The following is a 17,094-nucleotide window of genomic DNA, read 5'->3' as shown; positions in this document are numbered from 1 at the left end:
ACTACCGCCTCGGCCGGCGCCTCCCACCTTAGAGACCTTGATCTGCCCGGAGCCCGCCATGGCCAAGCCCCTGCAGGAATACGCGCGCAAGCGCGACTTCAACGCCACACCCGAGCCCAGCGGCAAACGCAAACGTGGCAAACGGGCCCATGCGCTGCAGTTCTGCATCCAGAAACACGACGCCAGTCATTTGCACTACGACTTCCGCCTGGAGCTCGATGGCACCCTGAAAAGCTGGGCGATCCCCAAAGGCCCGTCGTTGGACCCCAAGGTGCGCCGCCTGGCGGTGCATGTGGAGGATCACCCGCTGGACTACGCCGATTTCGAGGGCCATATCCCGGAAGGCCACTATGGTGCAGGGGACGTGATCGTCTGGGACCGCGGTATCTGGGAGCCTGAAGGCGACGCGCATGAAGCCTACGCCAAAGGCAAACTGCGATTCCGCCTGCTGGGTGAGAAGCTAGGCGGCGTGTGGAACCTGTTCCGCACCCACCTGGCCGGCAAGAAAGAACAATGGATGCTGGTCAAGTCGCACGACGCCCAGGCGCGCAGCGAAACCGAGTACAGCATTGTCGAGGCCCTGCCCGACAGCGTGCTCAGCGAGCGCACGCTGGTGCCACGCAAATCCGCTGCCAAAAAAGCCACTGCCCCGCGCAGCAGCCGTAAACGCGCCGACAAAGCTCAGGCTGCACCCTTGCCAGCACAGCTACAGCCACAGCTGGCAACGTTGGTGGACTCTCCCCCCAGCGGCGACTGGCGCTACGAAGTCAAGTTCGATGGCTACCGTATCCTGGCCCGCATCGAGGGCCAGGACATCCGCCTGTTCACCCGCAACGGCCATGACTGGAGCAGCAAGATGCCCCGGCAGGTTGCCGCCCTGCGCGCGCTGGGCATCGACTCGGCCTGGCTCGATGGCGAAATGGTGGTGGCTGATGAGAATGGCATGGCTGACTTCCAGGCGTTGCAGAACGCCTTCGATACCGAGCACGACGAACGCATCACCTATTACCTGTTCGACCTGCCATTTCTGGGCGGCCAGGACCTGCGACAGCTACCGCTGCAGCACCGCCGCGATACATTGCGCCAACTGCTTGAGCACAACCATTCTGACGTCATCAAGTATTCCGCCGACTTCGACGAACCTGTCCAGTCACTGCTCGACAGTGCCTGCCGGCTGAAGCTGGAAGGCCTGATCGGCAAGCGAGCTGACAGTGTCTACAGCGGCCGCCGTAGCCCGGACTGGATCAAGCTCAAGTGCAAGCAACGCCAGGAATTCGTGATCGTCGGCTACACCGACCCCAAAGGCAGCCGCAGCGGCTTCGGTGCCCTGCTGCTGGCCCTGCACGACAACGACAGTGGCGAGCTGCGCTATGCCGGGAAGGTCGGTACCGGCTTCAATACCACGACACTGGCCAGCATCCATGCGCGGCTCAAGCCCCTGGAAATCGCCAGCCCTGCCCTGCCCTCGCCGCCTGCCGGAGCCGAAGCGCGTGGTGTGCACTGGCTGCGGCCGCAGTTGTTGGCGGAAGTCGCCTTTGCCCAGATGACCCGTGACGGCATCGTGCGCCATTCGGTGTTCCACGGCCTGCGCGATGACAAGGCGGCAACCGCCATTGACCTGGAGCGCGCCATGCCCGCCAAAACTGTATCCAGCCGCAACAAGCAGGCCAAGGCGTCCGAGAACCTGGGTGAACTGCGGCTGACCCACCCCGACCGGGTCATCGACCCTTCAACCGGGGTGACCAAGCGTGAGGTCGCCGAGTATTACGCCGGCATCAGCCAGTGGATCCTGCCTCAGCTCAAGCACCGCCCGGTGGCATTGGTACGCGCCCCGGACGGCCTGGGCGGCGAGCTGTTCTTCCAGAAAAACGCGGGCCAACTGCACATACCCAACGTACTCAGCTACGAAAAGGCCGAGGCCGGCCAGGCAGCGATGGTCATCAATCGCGCCGATACGCTGCTGGGTGTGGTGCAGATGAACATGCTGGAACTGCACACCTGGAACGCCACGGACAAAGACTTCGACAAACCGGACCGTTTTGTCCTCGACCTGGACCCTGACCCCGCGCTGCCCTGGAAGGCCATGGTGGAAGCGACCCAACTGACCCTCACCCTGCTGGACGAACTGGGCCTGAAGGTGTTCCTGAAAACCAGTGGTGGCAAGGGTATTCACGTGGTTGTGCCCTTGACCCGGCGAGCCGGGTGGGACGAGGTCAAGGACTTCAGCCACGCCATCGTCAATTACCTGGCCAAGCTGTTTCCGGAGCGCCTGAGCGCGGTGTCGGGGCCGAAAAATCGCGTGGGACGCATCTTCATCGACTACCTGCGCAATGGCAAGGGCGCTACCACGGCGTGCGCCTATTCACTGCGTGCCCGTGACGGGCTGCCTGTATCGGTACCTGTCTGGCGTGAGGAGCTGGCGCAAATAAAAGGCGCCAACCAATGGAACATCACCAACCTGCGCGAGCGTCTGGCGGAGGTCGACGACCCTTGGGCCGACATGGGCAAGGTACGCCAGTCGATCACCGCGCGCATGCGCAAGCAGCTAGGGCTCGAATGATGACGCTAAAGCGATTGGACACGACCCGGGAGGCCCGCCCATGAGCATCGTTCAGGACTTCAACCTGACCACCCTTGACCGCCTTTTACGCACCTTTGGCGAACGCCAGCTACCGCTCAACCTCGATACCCAATTGCCGCAACTGATCCAGGCGCTGCAAGCTGATCACCTCGACCTGCTACCGTTGCCGGGGCAAGGCAACACCTTGCGTCGCTGGCAGACCTTGGCACGGGTGGCCGGCTGTGACCTTGCACTGGCCAAGCTCTATGAGGGCCATACCGATGCCTTGGCGATCCTGGCGGAATGCGGCGCAGCGCACCACGCCAACGACGGCATCTGGGGCGTGTGGGCGGCCGAGCCACCCGATGCGCGGGTCCACATCACTGCGCGTGAAGGTGACCAGGTGCGCCTCAACGGCACCAAGGCCTGGTGTTCCGGTGCCTTGCAGATCGATCGCGCGCTGATTACTGCCTGGGATGAGGCCGAGCAGCCGCAATTGGTGGCAATCGAGCTGTCACAGCCAAGCCAGGGCCTGAACATCGAGCACTGGCAGGCCGTTGGCATGGCCACTACCGCCAGTGTCGAGGTGGCGTTCAACGATACCCCAGGCACGCTCATCGGCACGCCAGGCCAATACCTCTCGCGCCCTGGCTTCTGGCAAGGCGGTGCGGGTATCGCCGCCTGCTGGTACGGCGCGGCCGAGGCGCTGGCGGATTACCTGCGTGAACATTGCCGCAAACCCCGCCCAGACCCGCATGCCGATGCGCATCTGGGCGCTGTGGACGCTGCATTGCATGGCGCCCGTGCGTCACTGCGTGAATGTGCTGCCTGGATCGATCAACAGCCCGGTGTGGATGCCAGTTTCGAAGTTCGCCGCACCCGCGCCCAGGTAGAACAGGCCGTAGAGCAGGTCATCAGCCACGTCGGGCGTGCCTTGGGGGCCACGCCGTTCTGTCGCAGCAGTCATTTTGCCCGGCTGAGCGCCGACCTGCCGGTGTTCCTGCGTCAGAGCCACGCCGAGCGTGATCTGGCGATGCTGGGCCAGCAGCTGGCCCAGTTGCCAGCCGGGGTGTGGCAACTATGAGCCAGAACCTGATCCAGTCCGCGGGCGGCACGCCTTGGGCAGCCTGGCAGCAAAGCGCGCACCTGGCGCGTGCGACCTGGCTCGACTCACGCCAACTGTGCCCGCCGGGGCGCCGGCTGGTATTGATTGCACCGCATCCGGATGACGAAATTCTCATGGCCGGCGGCCTGCTGGCAGGCTTCAAGGGGCGTGAGGATGAGCTGGTGCTGATCTCCGCCACCGACGGCGAAGGCAGCCACCCTGGCTCCAGCCAGTGGACCGAACATCGCCTGCGCCGCCAGCGTCCCCAGGAAAGCCGACAGGCGCTGCAACAGCTCGACCTGGACCTTGAACGCCTGGACTGGCGCAGGCTCCATCTGAAGGATGGCCAGTTGCCGCGCGAAGAAGCGTTTCTGACCCGTCACCTCACCCAGCTACTGCGACCCGATGACCTGCTGATGGCCACCTGGCGCAGTGACGGCCATTGCGATCACGAGGCCGTCGGCCGCGCCGCTGCGCAGGCGGCGGCAAGCCGTGGGGTGCACTTGGCTGAGGTACCGGTCTGGGCCTGGCACTGGGCCGAGCCTGACGACCCGCGCCTGCCATGGCCCCGTGCGCACCGCGTGCAGCTCGATGAAAGCCGTCTGGCACGCAAGCGCAAGGCCTTGGCCGCCCATGTCAGCCAGCTACAGCCGGACGGCGAGCAGCCGCCGGTGCTACCGCCGCACCTGCTGGATTGCCTTCTGCAACCTTTCGAACTGGTGTTCCTTTGAATGGAGCTGTCATGAGCCTCGATCCACACTATTTTGCCGAGCTATACGCCACCAATGAAGACCCTTGGGCCTTTCGCACCCGCTGGTACGAGAAGCGCAAACGCGAGCTGGTGATGGCCAGCCTGCCACGGCAGTGCTATCAGCGCGTGTTCGAGCCAGCCTGCGCAAATGGCGAGCTCAGTGCGCTACTGGCCGAACGCTGCGCCGACCTGCTGTGCCAGGACCTGGACCCCACGGCCGTAGGCCTGGCCCGGGAACGCCTGGCGCACCTGCACAATGCTTCGGTCGAACTGGCCCGGTTACCGGGGGACTGGCCAGGCGGGCGCTTTGACCTGATCGTGCTCAGCGAGGTGGGCTATTACCTCGATCCCACTGACTGGCTGCAGGTCATCGAACAATCGTTGGCCAGCCTCAGCTACGACGGTGCGCTGCTGGCCTGCCACTGGAAGCACCCTATCGCGGGTTGCCCGCAGGACGGTCGCGAAGTGCACCGCCTATTGACCCGGCATCTGCCGTTGCATCAGCAGTTTCGGCATGAGGAGGCGGACTTTTTGCTGGAATACTGGTCATGCCAGCCAAGCGTCGTCGATCTCGATGAGACTTGCCCATGATCGCCGTTGTCATCCCGGCGCATAACGAAGCCCGCCGCCTTGGACGATGCCTGCGGGCGGTGCTGGTGGCTGCCCGGCAGGCGCAGCAAGCGGGACTGCACGTGGAAGTGCTGGTGGTACTGGACCGTTGCAGCGACGGCAGCGCCGCCGTGGCGCGGCGTTTCGGAGTACACATGCTGGAGGTGGAAGCCGGTAATGTCGGCATGGCACGTCGTGTGGGGGCCGCGCACATGGTCGAGCGTGGCGCCACATGGCTGGCGTGCACCGATGCGGACAGCCGGGTCCCGGCGCACTGGCTGCTGTCGCAGCTGGCCTGTAGCGCCGAGGTGGTTTGCGGCACCGTGCATATCGAGTACTGGCAACCCTGGCAGACCGCCGCGCTGCGCAAGCTGTACCAGAGCCGCTACCAGGCTTGTGAAGGGCATCGGCATGTGCATGGCGCGAATCTGGGGGTCTGCGCCGATGCTTACGAGCGTGTGGGTGGCTTCCAGCCCCTGGCGGCGCATGAGGATGTGCAACTGGTCAGCGACCTGCAGGCCAGCGGCGCCCAGATCGTCTGGACCGCCAGGCATAGCGTGGCCACCAGCAGCCGGCGCGACAGCCGCGCCCGCGAGGGGTTTGGTGATTACCTGGCCGGGTTGCAGGCGCAGTCCTGAAATCAATGGATTTCGGCGGTGTTCATGAAGCCTTGCGCGTTTTCTTCACCGGTTTCTTGCCACCCAGGCTGCGCTTGAGCAGTTCGGTCAGGTCGAGGATGTCCGCACCTTTCTCGGCCCCCCTGCGTCGCCCTTCTCCACCGCCTCGATCTTGCCCTTGCTGGCCTTCTCTTCCACCAGGTCCATGATCGTCTGGCGGAAGGCGTCGTGATAATCCTCAGGGTTCCAGGGCCCGCTCATGTCCTCCACCAGGCGCTTGGCCATCTCCAGCTCACGCTTCTCCACCTTGCTGTCGGTCACGCTGGCATCGAGCTCCAGCGTTTCCAGCCCGCGCACCTCTTCAGGCCAGCGCAAGGTGATCATCACCAGCGCCTGGTCCAGCGGCCGCAGCAGCGCCAAGTGCTGCCGGGTATGCAATACCACGGTGGCCAGTGCCACCTTGCCGGTCTTTTCCAGCGTCTCGCGCAGCAAGGCGTACACCTTGCCGCCACGGCGGTCCGGGGTCAGGTAGTACGGCGTATCAAAATGCTGCAGCGGAATATCGCCCGCTTCCACAAAGGAAAAGATATCGATCGTCTGGGTCGCTTCGGGCCGGGCCTTGCGGATCTCCTCCTCACTGATCACCACATAGCGGCCCTTCTCGAACTCTACGCCCTTGACGATATTGTCCTTGTCGATTTCCTTGCCGGTCACTTTGTTCACCCGCTTGTAGCCGACCGGCTCCATGCTGCGCTTGTCCAGCCAGTCGAAGTCCACGCGCTCGGTGCGCACGGCGGTATTGAGTGCCACGGGGATGTGCACAAGGCCAAAACTGATGGCGCCTTTCCAGATTGCCCGAGCCATGAGGGTGCTCCCAGGGTTGCCTGCTGATACCAGAAGTGACTGCGCCGGGCGACAAAGGTTTAGCTGCCCTGCCCTGCGGCAACTGTCACGCCTGGCTGAACAGCACCCGCTTGAACGCTTCGGCCGCCAGGTGCACTTGCACTGCCCAATCCTGCGCAGCATCGCTGCCGGCATCATCGGAAATGTATTTAAGGCACACGAACGGAATACCTTCGTCACGCGCGATCAATGCCAGCACGTAGGCTTCCATGTCGACCACGTCATAAGGCGCGTCGCCATGGTTGATCTCGAAGCTGTCACCGCTGCCACAGGCTTCCACAGCCAGGCCGGGTATTGCCACCCCGTGTTGGAGTACCACCGGGGTGTCGGACAAGGGCGTTTCATAACGGGCAAAGCCCAGTGCGGTCACATCCATGTCGCGTTGAACGAAGCGGTTACAGCACACGACTTCGCCCTTGCCATGACGCTGGCTGCCAGCCGAGCCCAGGTTGACGATAAGTTTGGGCCTGCGCCTGGCTATCGCCTTGGTCAGGGCGATAGCGGCATTGACCTTGCCAATGCCGGTGAATACGGTGTTCACCTCGGTAAAGACATCGCCAGCCTCGGCCTCGAGGGCAAAGACGAACAGCGTGTCATCCAGGGAAATGTCGGGGAATTGCTTGATAAGCATCATGGAGCAGGTGTTTCCGAGTGGCTGCAAAGGGCGCGGCCATTGTCGGTCAACCCGGGCTAAATGCAAGTCCCGGCAGCCACCACGGCGCGTAGCGCCTGCTCTTTGCCAAGCCCGTCTGCCCTGGCCTGTGCCAGGCAGAGCAATTGCTGGTCGGCATGGGTACCATGGCGCAGCACGTGCAGGGCGTGCTGGCAGGCGCGCTCGGCGTCCGCGCTGTCTATGGGCATCTGGGCCTGCAGTTGGGCGAGCCAGCCTTGCGCCGTGACCGGCTGCTGCTCGTGACAACCTATGAATTGTGCGTGGCGCCCATGGCGCATGGCACGCCAGTAGTTCTCCTGGGCGATCCAGCGCAATTCGCGGCTGCTGGGCAGCGGGTCATGGCGGTAGGCAATGCTGTGTTCAACTAGGTGGCGAAACAGTGCTGCAATGCACAGAACGTCTTCCAGATTCGGGCAGCCATCGCAGATGCGCAACTCCACTGTCGGATAGCGCCGCGAAGGCCGGATTGCCCACCAAAGGTCGCCATCGGCAGCCAGTGCACCGGTTCGCTGCAACAGGGTACGGTAGCGTTCATAGGCGGCCCAGTCCGGCAACGCTTCGGGCAAGCCCATGTGCGGCCACTCACCACAGATCACACGGCGATAGCTCATGTACCCGGTAGGCTGGCCAGCCCACAGGGGCGACGAAGTGCTCAACGCCAGCAACAACGGTAACCAGGGCAAAAGGCGGTTGATCAGTTGCATGCGGTCACAAGCCGGCGGCACGCCAACGTGCACATGCAGGCCATTGAGCAGGCTACGCCTTGCCACATGGCGGTAGTCATCGAACAGCTGCTTATAGTGCCCTTGTGCCGCGGGCTTCTGCAGCAGCCACGCGGCGCAGGGGTGGCTTGCCGCAGCGTATGGCCCCATCCCCTCTTCGGCCAATGCCACGCGCAGCCGTTGACGGCTGCGCTGGAAAAACTCACGTGCTTCATACAGGTTGGTGAACACCGGCGACGCCAGCTCGATCTGGCTGCGGAACATTTCCTGGGCGAAATAGCGGCCAAGTGCTTCACGGCAGCGCCCCATCACCACGGGTGACGGTGTAGCCGTAACCTGACCCGAGCCCAGTTTCACCAGCAGGTACTCTTCCTCGATGCCGAACGTACAGGGCCGGATCATGCTGACTCAGCGGCTGCGGGTAACGGTGAGCGCCACGGCGGCGATGCGCTCGACCTGTTCATAGCCCGGCTCAGCCAGTTGCTCGCCAAATACATCGGGGTCGATTTCCCGATACACCCAGGCCCAATCCGGACCGGCCAGGCGCAGGCGGATGGCTTCGAGCAAGGCATCGCGGCCTTCGACAATGGCCACGCCTGTGTACAGCAGCAACGTACCGTGGCGGCTCAGCCGATCGCGAGCCTGCTCCACGATACGTAACGACAGGTCGACGCCTAGCGCGCCTCCGCCGTGACGGTACAGGCGGGCGTTGGGGTCAAGCATGTAGGGCGGGTTGGCAACGATCAGGTCGAACGTGCCGCTGATACCGTCCAGCAAGTCGCTGGGCTCGACCGACACGTTACTCACACCCGCCAGGGCTGCATTGATTGCCGTATAGCGCAGTGCCAGGGGGTTGATGTCAACGGCGCTGACCTGTGCGTGCTGGGCGGCGCGGGCAATCAGCAAGGCGCCCACCCCGCTGCCACAGCCGATATCCACTGCATGCTCGACCCGCGCGGGGCAGTGCTGAAGGTGATCGTGAATGACCTGGGCAAAGCGGTAACTGTCCGGGCCGAAGAACACGGCATCGCTGGCGTCGGTTGGAAACGCCGAATGCAGCAACAGAAATTCATCCAGGCTGGACCAGCGTACCGTGCTGGTCAGCAGTTCACCCTGCGCAACTAACGCCTGCGCACGTTCGAGCAACTGCAACTGATCTTCCGACAGCAAACCGGGGTCGAAAGGCCGGCTCCAGCCGAATACATCGCGCAGGGTGCTGGCCTGCCCGCAGCCCACGCGGGCATTGACGCGCGCGTGGGTGGCGGGCGTTACGCAGGTAAAGCGGTATCCATCGGCACGCAGGCGCTGTCCCAGTTGCAGCAACGCCTGGTCTGCCTCCATTTGACTGGGCGCAAGCATCATCAACGCGGTTCCTCCTGGCGCAGCCCGGTTACGCGCATGTAGGCGCGCGTGGCAGACAGACCGTCCGGCGTGGCGTGGCGGTTGCCAGCCATCCTCTGGATCAAGGCCTCGGGGGCCACATTCAAGGCGTCGCCGGGTATTTCCTCATGCACCTCCGGCAGCCCCCAACTGCCAGGGGCCACGCGGCGGATGGACGGCCGCCAGTCGTCGGCGATCCAGTCATGCCAAAGCTGTTTTTCATAGGCGTTGAAGACACCGAACATCGCCGCAGACGGCCCCTCGATCAGCGTCCACCAGCGGCTGTTAGCTGGCGGCTGCCCTCTGCGGATCCAGCCATGAGCCTGTAATGCGGCAACGAATGCGGGCATGGCGCCGGGTTCGGCCAGCCATTGATTGATCGTGCGCTGCTGCAGACGGCAATGGTCGGCATGCATGAACTGGCCGTATACCCGCTTGCGTTCCAAGGCTGCGAACAGTTCGCCTTGCAGGTCGAATTGGCGGATGAGGTCTGGCGTGGCGATACCCCGGTCATTCAGACGGTAGCCGCGGCGCACCCTCGCGTAGAACCCCTGGGGGGCACGCGGGGGGCTTAGCTGGTTCAATGCCTGGATTGCCAGGCGCGCGTGGCCGCTGGCGGCATTGTCGATGGTCACGTGCAGCTGAAAATACTGCCCGTCGATGCCCAGCTCGGCCAGCTCGTACGTGGTGATCAGCAGATGCAGCGGTGGCTGTTCATAACCGAGGTTGTAGCCAACCACCTCTGGCAGGTAACTGTCGCAATGCTGCCCCAGGGCAAGTTGCAGGGCCCCTTGCAGATATCGCGTGTCATCCAGGGGCATGGCCTCTACGCAACCCAGGCGACCAAGCAGACGCTGATAGATCAGCACATGATTGCAGCGTGGGTCGCCGTTGCCGAGCTCTTCCAGGTAAGTGCGAATCAGCCCGTGGTAACGTGGATCGCGCCAGTGATGCAGGGTGCCCTGTAGCCAGGCGCCGTCGACGGCCTTGGTCGGCGCAACCTGTTGCAGGAACCACAATGCGTGGGCGCGGTTGGAAAAGTAACGGCGTGGCATGCCTTGACGGCGTTGTGCCAGGTAACGGGTATAGGCCTCGGCGACCTTGGCAGTATGCTTTCTGCTCCAGTCGGGCAACTCGGACGGTGTGTCGGGCAAGTCGTCCGGCATGCTTGCGGCACCCGCCAGTTGCTCCTCGAGCCATGAGGCGCTGCCAGCATCCTGCCCTGCGAGCATTGTTTCATAGCGTTGTCGCAGACTGGTCGATTCGGCGGCCACTTGCCCAGCGCTTGCAGTATTGCGGTTCATCACCGTCATGCCGTGCTCCTTGTCTACTTACTGGCTCGGCTTCTGCCCCGGCATCGGCTCGGGGTCGGGCGCAGGCTGCGGTGCAGGCTTGTTATCCGGTTGCTGCATCTGCAGCGAAGGTTTGCTGGGGTCCGAATCTTTGCCGGGGTGGTCATTGTCGCGGTCGAAACAACCGCCGACCAAACTCAGCGAACCCATCAGGATGATCAGTGGAGTCAGGCGCATGGAGTACCCCCTTGGATAATTGCAGTGCCAGGTCGCCCCGGCACTGCGCCTCGGTCAGTTACGAACGGCCGCCCTTGTGGCCCGACTCGCGGTCGTGGGGCATGTTGCCGCCCGAGGACTGGCCGCCTTTGCGACCGGCTTCGGAGGCTTTTTCACGGTCATTGGCGAAATTGCCCGGGTTCTTGTTACCGCCTTGGCTGCCTTGTTGATTGCCGGTGCGGCTGTTGTCTTTAGTGGCCATGGTGTTCAAACCTCATATGACTTCGGAATGCACGGCAAGATGCCGTACACAGATTCGGAGTTCGGCGATATCGGCAGATTCGCTTTATTACGAGAGGTTCGGACCGGTGGCGTTAAATAAGCGGCATCGCCGTATTTGGTGCGCGTGTCAGTGGTGCGGCGGGCTATCCATGCGCGCCTGGCGCCGGCCCAGCCAGCCACCCGTCGCGGCCCAGCCCACGGCAAGCAGCGCGCCGATCAGCATCGCCAATTGCGGGTGCTCGCCCATGACGTCCAACCCACGCTTGACCCAGCCGCTCAGCGCATCGCCGCCACGGTAGACCACCGTGTCGATGAAGTTCTTGGCTTTGTACTTGTCCTCGGCGGGCAGCACGGTGAACAGCATCTCCCGCCCTGGCCGCACCAGTGCGTATTCACCTGCCCGGCGCACCACCATCACCACCACGAACAGGGCAAACACCGGGGCCAGTGCCAGCCACAAGAAGCCGGCAGCCATTATCAGCGGCACTGCAACCAGCAACACACCGACACCCAGCCGACGGGCCAGACGCCCGGTAAGAAAGACCTGGGTGAGGATGGCCAGGGCCTGCACAACCGTGTCGATCAGGCCGAACACCTGTGTCTGCCGGGTGCGGTCAGTGAAGGTTTCGCTGACAATACGCGCCTGCTCGAAGTACAGGAATGTGCTGACGCTGGCCAGCAATACCACGAACAAAGCGATGCCTAGCAGATAGGGCGAGCGCAGGACGGCGGTGGCGCCGGTAAACGGGTTGCCACCCAGTGGCCGCGCGTCCTGGTGTTTGGTTTGCATCGCAATAGGTTGGCGTGCTCGCCAGCGTTGCAGGAACAGTGTCGCGCCGATACTGCCCAGCAGAAACACCGCCGCCAGCACCAGCAACCCGGCATGGCCGAGCGGCGCCACCAGCAACGTGCCAAGCACGGGGCCACTGAGCCCGCCCAGGCTGGCCCCGGCTGCCAGCAGACCGAACAGCCGCTTGCCTTGGGCGGTGGAAAACAGATCGGCGAGCACGCTCCAGGCCAGCGAGATCGTCAGCAAATTGAACACCGACAGCCAGATATAGAACGCCCGGGCGGTCCAGAGATTGTCAGGGTTACCGGCTAAAAGTGCCGCGAACAGCAACAGGTTGCTGGAGAAAAAACCATAGGTCCAAGGCAGGATATGCCTGCGCTGCACCCTGGAGGCCAGCCAGCCAAACAGCGGCAGGCACGCCAACGTGGCAAGGAAGGTGCCGGTGAACAGCCACTGCAGGTTTTCCACGCCACCGGCAACGCCCATGGTTTCGCGTACCGGGCGCAGCATGAAGTAACCAGTGAACAGCAGATAGAACAGCAGCAAGCCGGCGATGACCGCCGGCCCCTCACCAGGCTGGATGTTCAGCCCTTGGTCCAGGCGCCGCCGCCAGGTTTGCATGGTGTCAGGCAAACTGCGTGATCAGCGCCTGTTGCTGCGCCCGGGTGAGCATTGGCTCATGCCCGGCCTTGAGCTGATCGAGCTGGCGGTCAGGTCGACTGGTAGCGGGTATGACCGTGGTCACTGCCGGGTGACTGATGGCGAACTTGAGAAACAGCTGTGCCCAGCTGCCGATGCCTGCTTCGGCAGCCCAGCCCGGCAAGGCCTGGCCTTTGACCCGGGCGAACAGCCGGCCATCGTCGAAGGCCCGATTGATCAACACCGCAACGCCCTTGTCCTGGCACAGCGGCAGCAGTTCCCGGGCAGCGTCCGGCGCGTTGACCGAGTAGTTGATCTGGATGAAGTCCGGCGGCTCGCTGCGCACGATACGGGCGACGTCGTCGTGGCCACTGTTCAGGTAATGGGTGATGCCGACATAACGTGTCCCGCCCTGCTGCTTCAGCTCGCGGGCATAAGGCAGCTGCGTCTGCCAGTCACGCAGGTTGTGAATCTGCAGCAAGTCGACCTTGTCGGTGCGCAGGCTCTTGAGGCTGCCGGCCCACTGCGCCTGGGCTTCAGCCCGGCTATTGGCGGCGATCTTGGTGGCAAGGAAGCACTGTCGGTGCCAGCCGCCCTCTTCCAGCAACTGGCCGAGAATGCTGTCGGCGCCCCCGTAGTTGGGCGAGGTGTCGATCACCCGGCCGCCGCCTTCGAAAAATGCCTTGAGCACCGTTTTGAGCTGAAGGTACTGGGGCGAACCGCTTTCTACCTCGAAACTGCCCGACGTACCGGCACCGATCACCGGCAACGCTTCACCGGTGGACGGGACTTTGCGCGCAAGCAAACCCGCCGGCGCGGCAGCGTGCAGCCAAGGGCTGGCGGCGGCCAGCAACCCCAATGTTGCACCTGCGCGTAGGACTTCACGACGTGCGTACATGGAAAATCTCCCGTCATGAATCGGAAACTTTCAAGGCTAGCCGCTCTATCCCTCGCCTGCGGGTGTTTCTGTATCCGGATGTTTAGAGATCAGGCCCGCAGCAAGGGGCTCAGATCGACACCCGTCTCGCTCATTGGCGGGCACCAGTAGTAGCCCCCCGTCAGCGGGCGGCTAAAGCGGTACAGCCCGTCGATGATGCCGTCTTCCAGGCCACTCATGCGCCGCAGCTGCACTTCGAATGCCTCGAAACTCTTGCCCAGGGCGACGAAAGCCAGGCCGGCGCCGCGTTGGTCGGCCCAGGATACCGAGCGACGGACCATGAACGCCTCGGGTTCAAAGCTTTCCTGGGCGGTGCGCTTGACGTGCGCGGACGCGGGGGCGTCGTCGAGTTCTTCGTTATCGCTCAAGCGACGGCCGATGATGTTGTCCTGGTCAGCCTGAGGCAGCGACTTGAAGTATTGCAGGTCGTGCTTCCACAACTGGAACGCGGCAAAGCTGGAGCCATCTGCGGCAATGGCCGCTTGCACCGCCTCTTCGTCTGCCGGGTTTTCGGTGCCGTCTTCATAACCGGTAAGGTCATGGCCGCCCCGGTGCAGGAAACCATCAACGCTGTCGGCCAGGCTCAGGGCGGGTGCCAGCGCCTGCTCCAGGGCCTGGGCGCGCAGCAGCAGGTCGCCACGTTCGTCGCCACGCAGCCACAGCCACAGGGCGTGTTGGGTGCTGGGGTTCTCCACTGCAGCATCCAGCAGCGGGAACGGGCGCAGGCCTGGTATTTCCCGGCCCAGGGCCTTGGCCAAGGGGGCGCCTACGCCCAGCAGCAACTGTTTGCCATCGACCTGCGGCAGCAAGGCATCCAGCGCGGCAGGCAACGCCTCGGGCGACTGCAGGGTGAAGAACAGGTGACGGGCGTGGGCCGGCACCGGGGTGGCAAGCAGACCTTGCTGGAACGGCATATCAGGTTAATCCTAAGGTAAAAACGGAATGCTACTTCGCCTGCATGCCTGCTGCAATGCGGCATGCAGCCTCGCCAGCCGCTGCACGTGGTAACAAACGGTTACCAAGAGCTGGCCCTTTGCAATTAGCTATCAATCAAGGCCGACCTACACTGCTTCAGATCCTTCGCCCGAGAGACCACTCATGACCGCCTCGCCCCTGCTCACTGCGTTTCTGCCGCTTGCCCTGGGCATCATCATGCTTGGCCTTGGGCTGTCGCTTACCCTGGCTGACTTCGCGCGCGTAGTGAAGTATCCAAAGCCCGTGGTGGTGGGCCTGGTGTGCCAGATCCTGCTGTTGCCGCTGGTGTGCTTCCTGATCGCCAACGGCTTTGGCCTGGAATCTGCCCTGGCAGTGGGGTTGATGCTGCTGGCTGCTTCGCCGGGCGGTACCACGGCCAACCTGTTCAGCCATCTGGCCCACGGTGACGTGGCATTGAACATCACCCTGACGGCGGTCAACTCACTGATCGCGATCCTGACCATGCCGTTGCTGGTGAACCTGTCGCTGAGCTGGTTCATGGCCTCGGACCAGGCTATTCCACTGCAGTTCGCCAAGGTCATGCAGGTGTTCGCCATCGTCTTGCTGCCGGTGGCGCTGGGCATGCTGATTCGCCATTTCGCCCCGGCGTTCGCTGCGCGCATGGAAAAACCGATGAAGCTGGTGGCTGCGCTGTTCCTGGCCTTCACCATCGTCCTGGCATTGGCCAAGGACTGGCAGACAGTGGTCGAGTACGCACCGGTGGTGGGCCTGGCGGCGCTGCTGTTCAACCTGCTGAGCCTGACGGTGGGCTATTGGGTGCCGCGGCTGTTGAACATTCCCAAGCGCCAGGCGATTGCGATTGGTATGGAAATTGGCATCCATAACGGGACCTTGGCGATTGCCCTGGCGTTGAGCCCTTCGTTGCTGAACAACGCGACCATGGCGGTGCCGGCTGCGTTGTACAGCTTGATCATGTTCTTTACCGCGGCCGGGTTTGGCTGGTGGGTGAGCCGCGGGCATGTGGCGGCAGAGCCCAAGGGTGAAACCGTGAACTGATGTCACCCGATGCCCGGCAGGTGCCGGGCGTGCCAGGGATGCGTCACGATTGGCTGCGCCTGCTGCGCAATTGCTGCTTCAACACCTTCAGCGGCGGCGCATAGAAGAACCCGAACGACACGCTCCCCGTGCGCCCCTTCACCGCATGGTGCAGGCGGTGCGCGCGGTGCAAGCGTTTCAGGTAGCGGTTGACCGGCCGCGGCTTGCGCGGCCAGTGCCGGTGAAAGAAACCGTCGTGGGCCAGTACATACAGTGCACCATAGCCTGCCACACCACCGCCTACCCACTGCAAAGGCGCATAACCACTTTTGCCCAGCGCCACCAGCACCGTGGCGATCAGCCCCAAGGCCACCAGGTACAGGTCGTTGGTTTCAAGCATGCCCAGGTGTGGCTCATGGTGCGATCGGTGCAGCCACCAGCCCCAGCCATGCATGATGTACTTGTGAGCCAGTGTACCAACGCCCTCCATGGCCACCAGGGTGCCGAACAATATGGCGAGATTGAACAGCATGGAACGGTCCGGGTGATGGCAAAGGAAGGCGCAAGGTTACCGGCTGCCCAGGGTTTTTTCCATGTGGGCGTGACCGGCAGCAGGCCGTTCCCGGATGAAGCCATTGTCATGTTTTTGCCCTTGACCTGCTCTGCCCTGCGGCGTATGGTCCGCGACGCAATTTTGCCTTCCTCAACAGGAGACCTGCCTTGGACAGTAGCCCCAGTCGCTTGCGACAGGCCCGCGTGGCGCGCTAGCCCGGCAGTGTTCCGCACTGTCTGGCCGCTCTGGCAAGACGGTGGTTTCCCGTAACCCCCGCTTCTCCTTCCCTCCGCGTGGTCCTGCGCAATTTCTGGTTATTTCAACCGCGCCAACTGATGGCGTTCATGCGGGCGTGTGCCTGCGGAAGAGGTTTGCTATGGATTGGAAAGTATTTCTGCTGCGCGTCAGCATTGCCCTGGTGCTGGGGGCGCTGATCGGTGCCGAACGGCAATTGCGCCAACGCCTGACCGGGCTGCGCACCAATGCGCTGGTCAGTACCGGTGCCTGCCTGTTCGTATTGATGACCCAGGCGGTGCCAGGCATGGCGCCTGCCGATGCGTCGCGGGTCGCAGCCTATGTGGTGTCGGGCATCGGCTTTCTCGGCGGTGGCGTCATCATGCGCGATGGTTTCAATGTACGTGGCCTGAACACCGCGGCCACCTTGTGGTGCACGGCTGCGGTCGGCGTGCTGTGCAGCCTCGGGCTGATGATGGAGGCGGCACTGGGTAGCCTGGTGGTGCTCTGCGCCAACATCCTGTTGCGTGATATCGCCCAGCGTCTGGACCGTCAGGACGTGGTGCCGGCCAGCGAGGTGGAACAGCACTTCGAAGTCCGTATCGTCTGCCGCGGCGAGGACGAGATCCAGGTGCGTAGCCTGATGCTGCACAGCCTGGGCGATCCACAGCTGCGCCTGCAGTCGTTGCAGAGCCAGGACCTGGACAACCCTGCGCGCCTGGAAGTGCGCGCCGAGCTGTTGGGCACCGCGCAGGCGCCGGCGCAACTGGAGCGCCTGGTCAGCAGGGTCAGCCTGGAGAAAGGTGTAAGCTCGGTGCGCTGGCAATTGCAGCCGCAGGTGCTGGCGACGGATTAGAACG

Annotated in this window: 16 protein-coding genes and 2 pseudogenes; 7 read left to right on the top strand and 11 right to left on the bottom strand. The window is 63.5% G+C overall.

All coding sequences use genetic code 11. The annotated features are described in order from the left end of the window. The first annotated feature begins 58 nt into the window (after positions 1–58). Genes ligD through C4Q27_RS26605 form a run of 5 tightly spaced genes read left to right on the top strand, consistent with a single transcriptional unit; the run spans position 59 to position 5,663 of the window. Positions 59–2,560 carry a DNA ligase D gene (gene ligD / locus C4Q27_RS26625; RefSeq protein WP_064492040.1) on the top strand — a complete coding sequence of 834 codons (2,502 nt, stop codon included), beginning with the start codon at positions 59–61 and terminating at the stop codon, positions 2,558–2,560. A 40-nt stretch (positions 2,561–2,600) separates the two neighbouring features. Then, entirely contained in the window at positions 2,601–3,644 is a 1,044-nt protein-coding gene (locus tag C4Q27_RS26620) for an acyl-CoA dehydrogenase family protein (RefSeq protein ID WP_064492039.1), read from the top strand. Then, on the top strand, positions 3,641–4,396 hold the full coding sequence (locus C4Q27_RS26615) for a PIG-L deacetylase family protein (RefSeq protein ID WP_064492038.1): 756 nt from the start codon (positions 3,641–3,643) through the stop codon (positions 4,394–4,396). The genes C4Q27_RS26620 and C4Q27_RS26615 overlap by 4 nt, the downstream gene beginning before the upstream one ends. A gap of 11 nt (positions 4,397–4,407) precedes the next feature. Then, positions 4,408–5,007 carry a bifunctional 2-polyprenyl-6-hydroxyphenol methylase/3-demethylubiquinol 3-O-methyltransferase UbiG gene (locus tag C4Q27_RS26610; protein WP_064492037.1) on the top strand — a complete coding sequence of 200 codons (600 nt, stop codon included), beginning with the start codon at positions 4,408–4,410 and terminating at the stop codon, positions 5,005–5,007. Then, positions 5,004–5,663 carry a glycosyltransferase family 2 protein gene (locus tag C4Q27_RS26605; RefSeq protein WP_029615402.1) on the top strand — a complete coding sequence of 220 codons (660 nt, stop codon included), beginning with the start codon at positions 5,004–5,006 and terminating at the stop codon, positions 5,661–5,663. Before C4Q27_RS26610 ends, C4Q27_RS26605 begins: the two co-directional genes overlap by 4 nt. A gap of 22 nt (positions 5,664–5,685) precedes the next feature. Here C4Q27_RS26605 and C4Q27_RS26600 read toward each other — a convergent pair. From C4Q27_RS26600 to C4Q27_RS26555, 10 genes and pseudogenes are all read right to left on the bottom strand, one after another. Further along, positions 5,686–6,506 (bottom strand): annotated as a pseudogene (locus C4Q27_RS26600) (Ku protein). Positions 6,507–6,591: 85 nt separating this feature from the next. Then, entirely contained in the window at positions 6,592–7,179 is a 588-nt protein-coding gene (locus tag C4Q27_RS26595) for a nucleosidase (RefSeq protein ID WP_104887643.1), read from the bottom strand. A gap of 56 nt (positions 7,180–7,235) precedes the next feature. Continuing rightward, positions 7,236–8,342 carry a carboxylate-amine ligase gene (locus tag C4Q27_RS26590; protein WP_064492034.1) on the bottom strand — a complete coding sequence of 369 codons (1,107 nt, stop codon included), beginning with the start codon at positions 8,340–8,342 and terminating at the stop codon, positions 7,236–7,238. Between the two features lie 6 nt (positions 8,343–8,348). Continuing rightward, entirely contained in the window at positions 8,349–9,302 is a 954-nt protein-coding gene (locus C4Q27_RS26585; RefSeq protein WP_104887642.1) for a class I SAM-dependent methyltransferase, read from the bottom strand. Beyond that, complete coding sequence (locus tag C4Q27_RS26580) at positions 9,302–10,633, bottom strand: iron-containing redox enzyme family protein (RefSeq protein WP_104887641.1); 1,332 nt, start codon at positions 10,631–10,633, stop codon at positions 9,302–9,304. Before C4Q27_RS26580 ends, C4Q27_RS26585 begins: the two co-directional genes overlap by 1 nt. 18 nt (positions 10,634–10,651) lie before the next feature. Then, on the bottom strand, positions 10,652–10,849 hold the full coding sequence (locus C4Q27_RS26575; RefSeq protein WP_020190830.1) for a hypothetical protein: 198 nt from the start codon (positions 10,847–10,849) through the stop codon (positions 10,652–10,654). A 58-nt stretch (positions 10,850–10,907) separates the two neighbouring features. Beyond that, positions 10,908–11,033: pseudogene (locus tag C4Q27_RS26570) on the bottom strand (general stress protein); the annotation flags it as partial. Positions 11,034–11,237: 204 nt separating this feature from the next. Next, complete coding sequence (locus C4Q27_RS26565; protein ID WP_064492031.1) at positions 11,238–12,521, bottom strand: NTP/NDP exchange transporter; 1,284 nt, start codon at positions 12,519–12,521, stop codon at positions 11,238–11,240. Positions 12,522–12,525: 4 nt separating this feature from the next. Continuing rightward, positions 12,526–13,437: an aldo/keto reductase gene (locus tag C4Q27_RS26560; protein WP_104887640.1), complete on the bottom strand. Its 912-nt coding sequence runs from the start codon at positions 13,435–13,437 to the stop codon at positions 12,526–12,528. Between the two features lie 89 nt (positions 13,438–13,526). After that, a complete protein-coding gene (locus C4Q27_RS26555; protein WP_104887639.1) occupies positions 13,527–14,390 on the bottom strand; it encodes a Dyp-type peroxidase in 864 nt (287 codons plus the stop codon). A 184-nt stretch (positions 14,391–14,574) separates the two neighbouring features. On the opposite strand from C4Q27_RS26555, the gene C4Q27_RS26550 reads away from it, so the two are divergent. Beyond that, complete coding sequence (locus C4Q27_RS26550) at positions 14,575–15,468, top strand: bile acid:sodium symporter family protein (protein ID WP_012052327.1); 894 nt, start codon at positions 14,575–14,577, stop codon at positions 15,466–15,468. A 43-nt stretch (positions 15,469–15,511) separates the two neighbouring features. Here C4Q27_RS26550 and C4Q27_RS26545 read toward each other — a convergent pair whose 3' ends face one another. After that, positions 15,512–15,979, bottom strand: a complete 468-nt coding sequence (locus tag C4Q27_RS26545; protein WP_020190834.1) for a sterol desaturase family protein — start codon at positions 15,977–15,979, stop codon at positions 15,512–15,514. A 397-nt stretch (positions 15,980–16,376) separates the two neighbouring features. Between C4Q27_RS26545 and C4Q27_RS26540 the strand changes: the two genes are divergently transcribed. Further along, positions 16,377–17,090, top strand: a complete 714-nt coding sequence (locus C4Q27_RS26540) for an MgtC/SapB family protein (protein ID WP_004374444.1) — start codon at positions 16,377–16,379, stop codon at positions 17,088–17,090. Positions 17,091–17,094 lie beyond the last annotated feature (4 nt).

It is taken from the genome of Pseudomonas sp. SWI36 (genome assembly GCF_002948105.1).
Classification (GTDB): domain Bacteria; phylum Pseudomonadota; class Gammaproteobacteria; order Pseudomonadales; family Pseudomonadaceae; genus Aquipseudomonas; species Aquipseudomonas alloputida.
The sequence above is the reverse complement of the archived record's forward strand: the minus strand, read 5'-3'. Positions and strand labels throughout refer to the sequence as shown.

Bases quoted from the DNA above. Each gene is read 5' to 3' on its own strand.
- ligD (WP_064492040.1), top strand. From the start codon at position 59: ATGGCCAAGCCCCTGCAGGAATACGCGCGCAAGCGCGACTTCAACGCC.
- C4Q27_RS26620 (WP_064492039.1), top strand. From the start codon at position 2,601: ATGAGCATCGTTCAGGACTTCAACCTGACCACCCTTGACCGCCTTTTA.
- C4Q27_RS26615 (WP_064492038.1), top strand. From the start codon at position 3,641: ATGAGCCAGAACCTGATCCAGTCCGCGGGCGGCACGCCTTGGGCAGCC.
- C4Q27_RS26610 (WP_064492037.1), top strand. From the start codon at position 4,408: ATGAGCCTCGATCCACACTATTTTGCCGAGCTATACGCCACCAATGAA.
- C4Q27_RS26605 (WP_029615402.1), top strand. From the start codon at position 5,004: ATGATCGCCGTTGTCATCCCGGCGCATAACGAAGCCCGCCGCCTTGGA.
- C4Q27_RS26595 (WP_104887643.1), bottom strand. From the start codon at position 7,179: ATGATGCTTATCAAGCAATTCCCCGACATTTCCCTGGATGACACGCTG.
- C4Q27_RS26590 (WP_064492034.1), bottom strand. From the start codon at position 8,342: ATGATCCGGCCCTGTACGTTCGGCATCGAGGAAGAGTACCTGCTGGTG.
- C4Q27_RS26585 (WP_104887642.1), bottom strand. From the start codon at position 9,302: ATGATGCTTGCGCCCAGTCAAATGGAGGCAGACCAGGCGTTGCTGCAA.
- C4Q27_RS26580 (WP_104887641.1), bottom strand. From the start codon at position 10,633: ATGACGGTGATGAACCGCAATACTGCAAGCGCTGGGCAAGTGGCCGCC.
- C4Q27_RS26575 (WP_020190830.1), bottom strand. From the start codon at position 10,849: ATGCGCCTGACTCCACTGATCATCCTGATGGGTTCGCTGAGTTTGGTC.
- C4Q27_RS26565 (WP_064492031.1), bottom strand. From the start codon at position 12,521: ATGCAAACCTGGCGGCGGCGCCTGGACCAAGGGCTGAACATCCAGCCT.
- C4Q27_RS26560 (WP_104887640.1), bottom strand. From the start codon at position 13,437: ATGTACGCACGTCGTGAAGTCCTACGCGCAGGTGCAACATTGGGGTTG.
- C4Q27_RS26555 (WP_104887639.1), bottom strand. From the start codon at position 14,390: ATGCCGTTCCAGCAAGGTCTGCTTGCCACCCCGGTGCCGGCCCACGCC.
- C4Q27_RS26550 (WP_012052327.1), top strand. From the start codon at position 14,575: ATGACCGCCTCGCCCCTGCTCACTGCGTTTCTGCCGCTTGCCCTGGGC.
- C4Q27_RS26545 (WP_020190834.1), bottom strand. From the start codon at position 15,979: ATGCTGTTCAATCTCGCCATATTGTTCGGCACCCTGGTGGCCATGGAG.
- C4Q27_RS26540 (WP_004374444.1), top strand. From the start codon at position 16,377: ATGGATTGGAAAGTATTTCTGCTGCGCGTCAGCATTGCCCTGGTGCTG.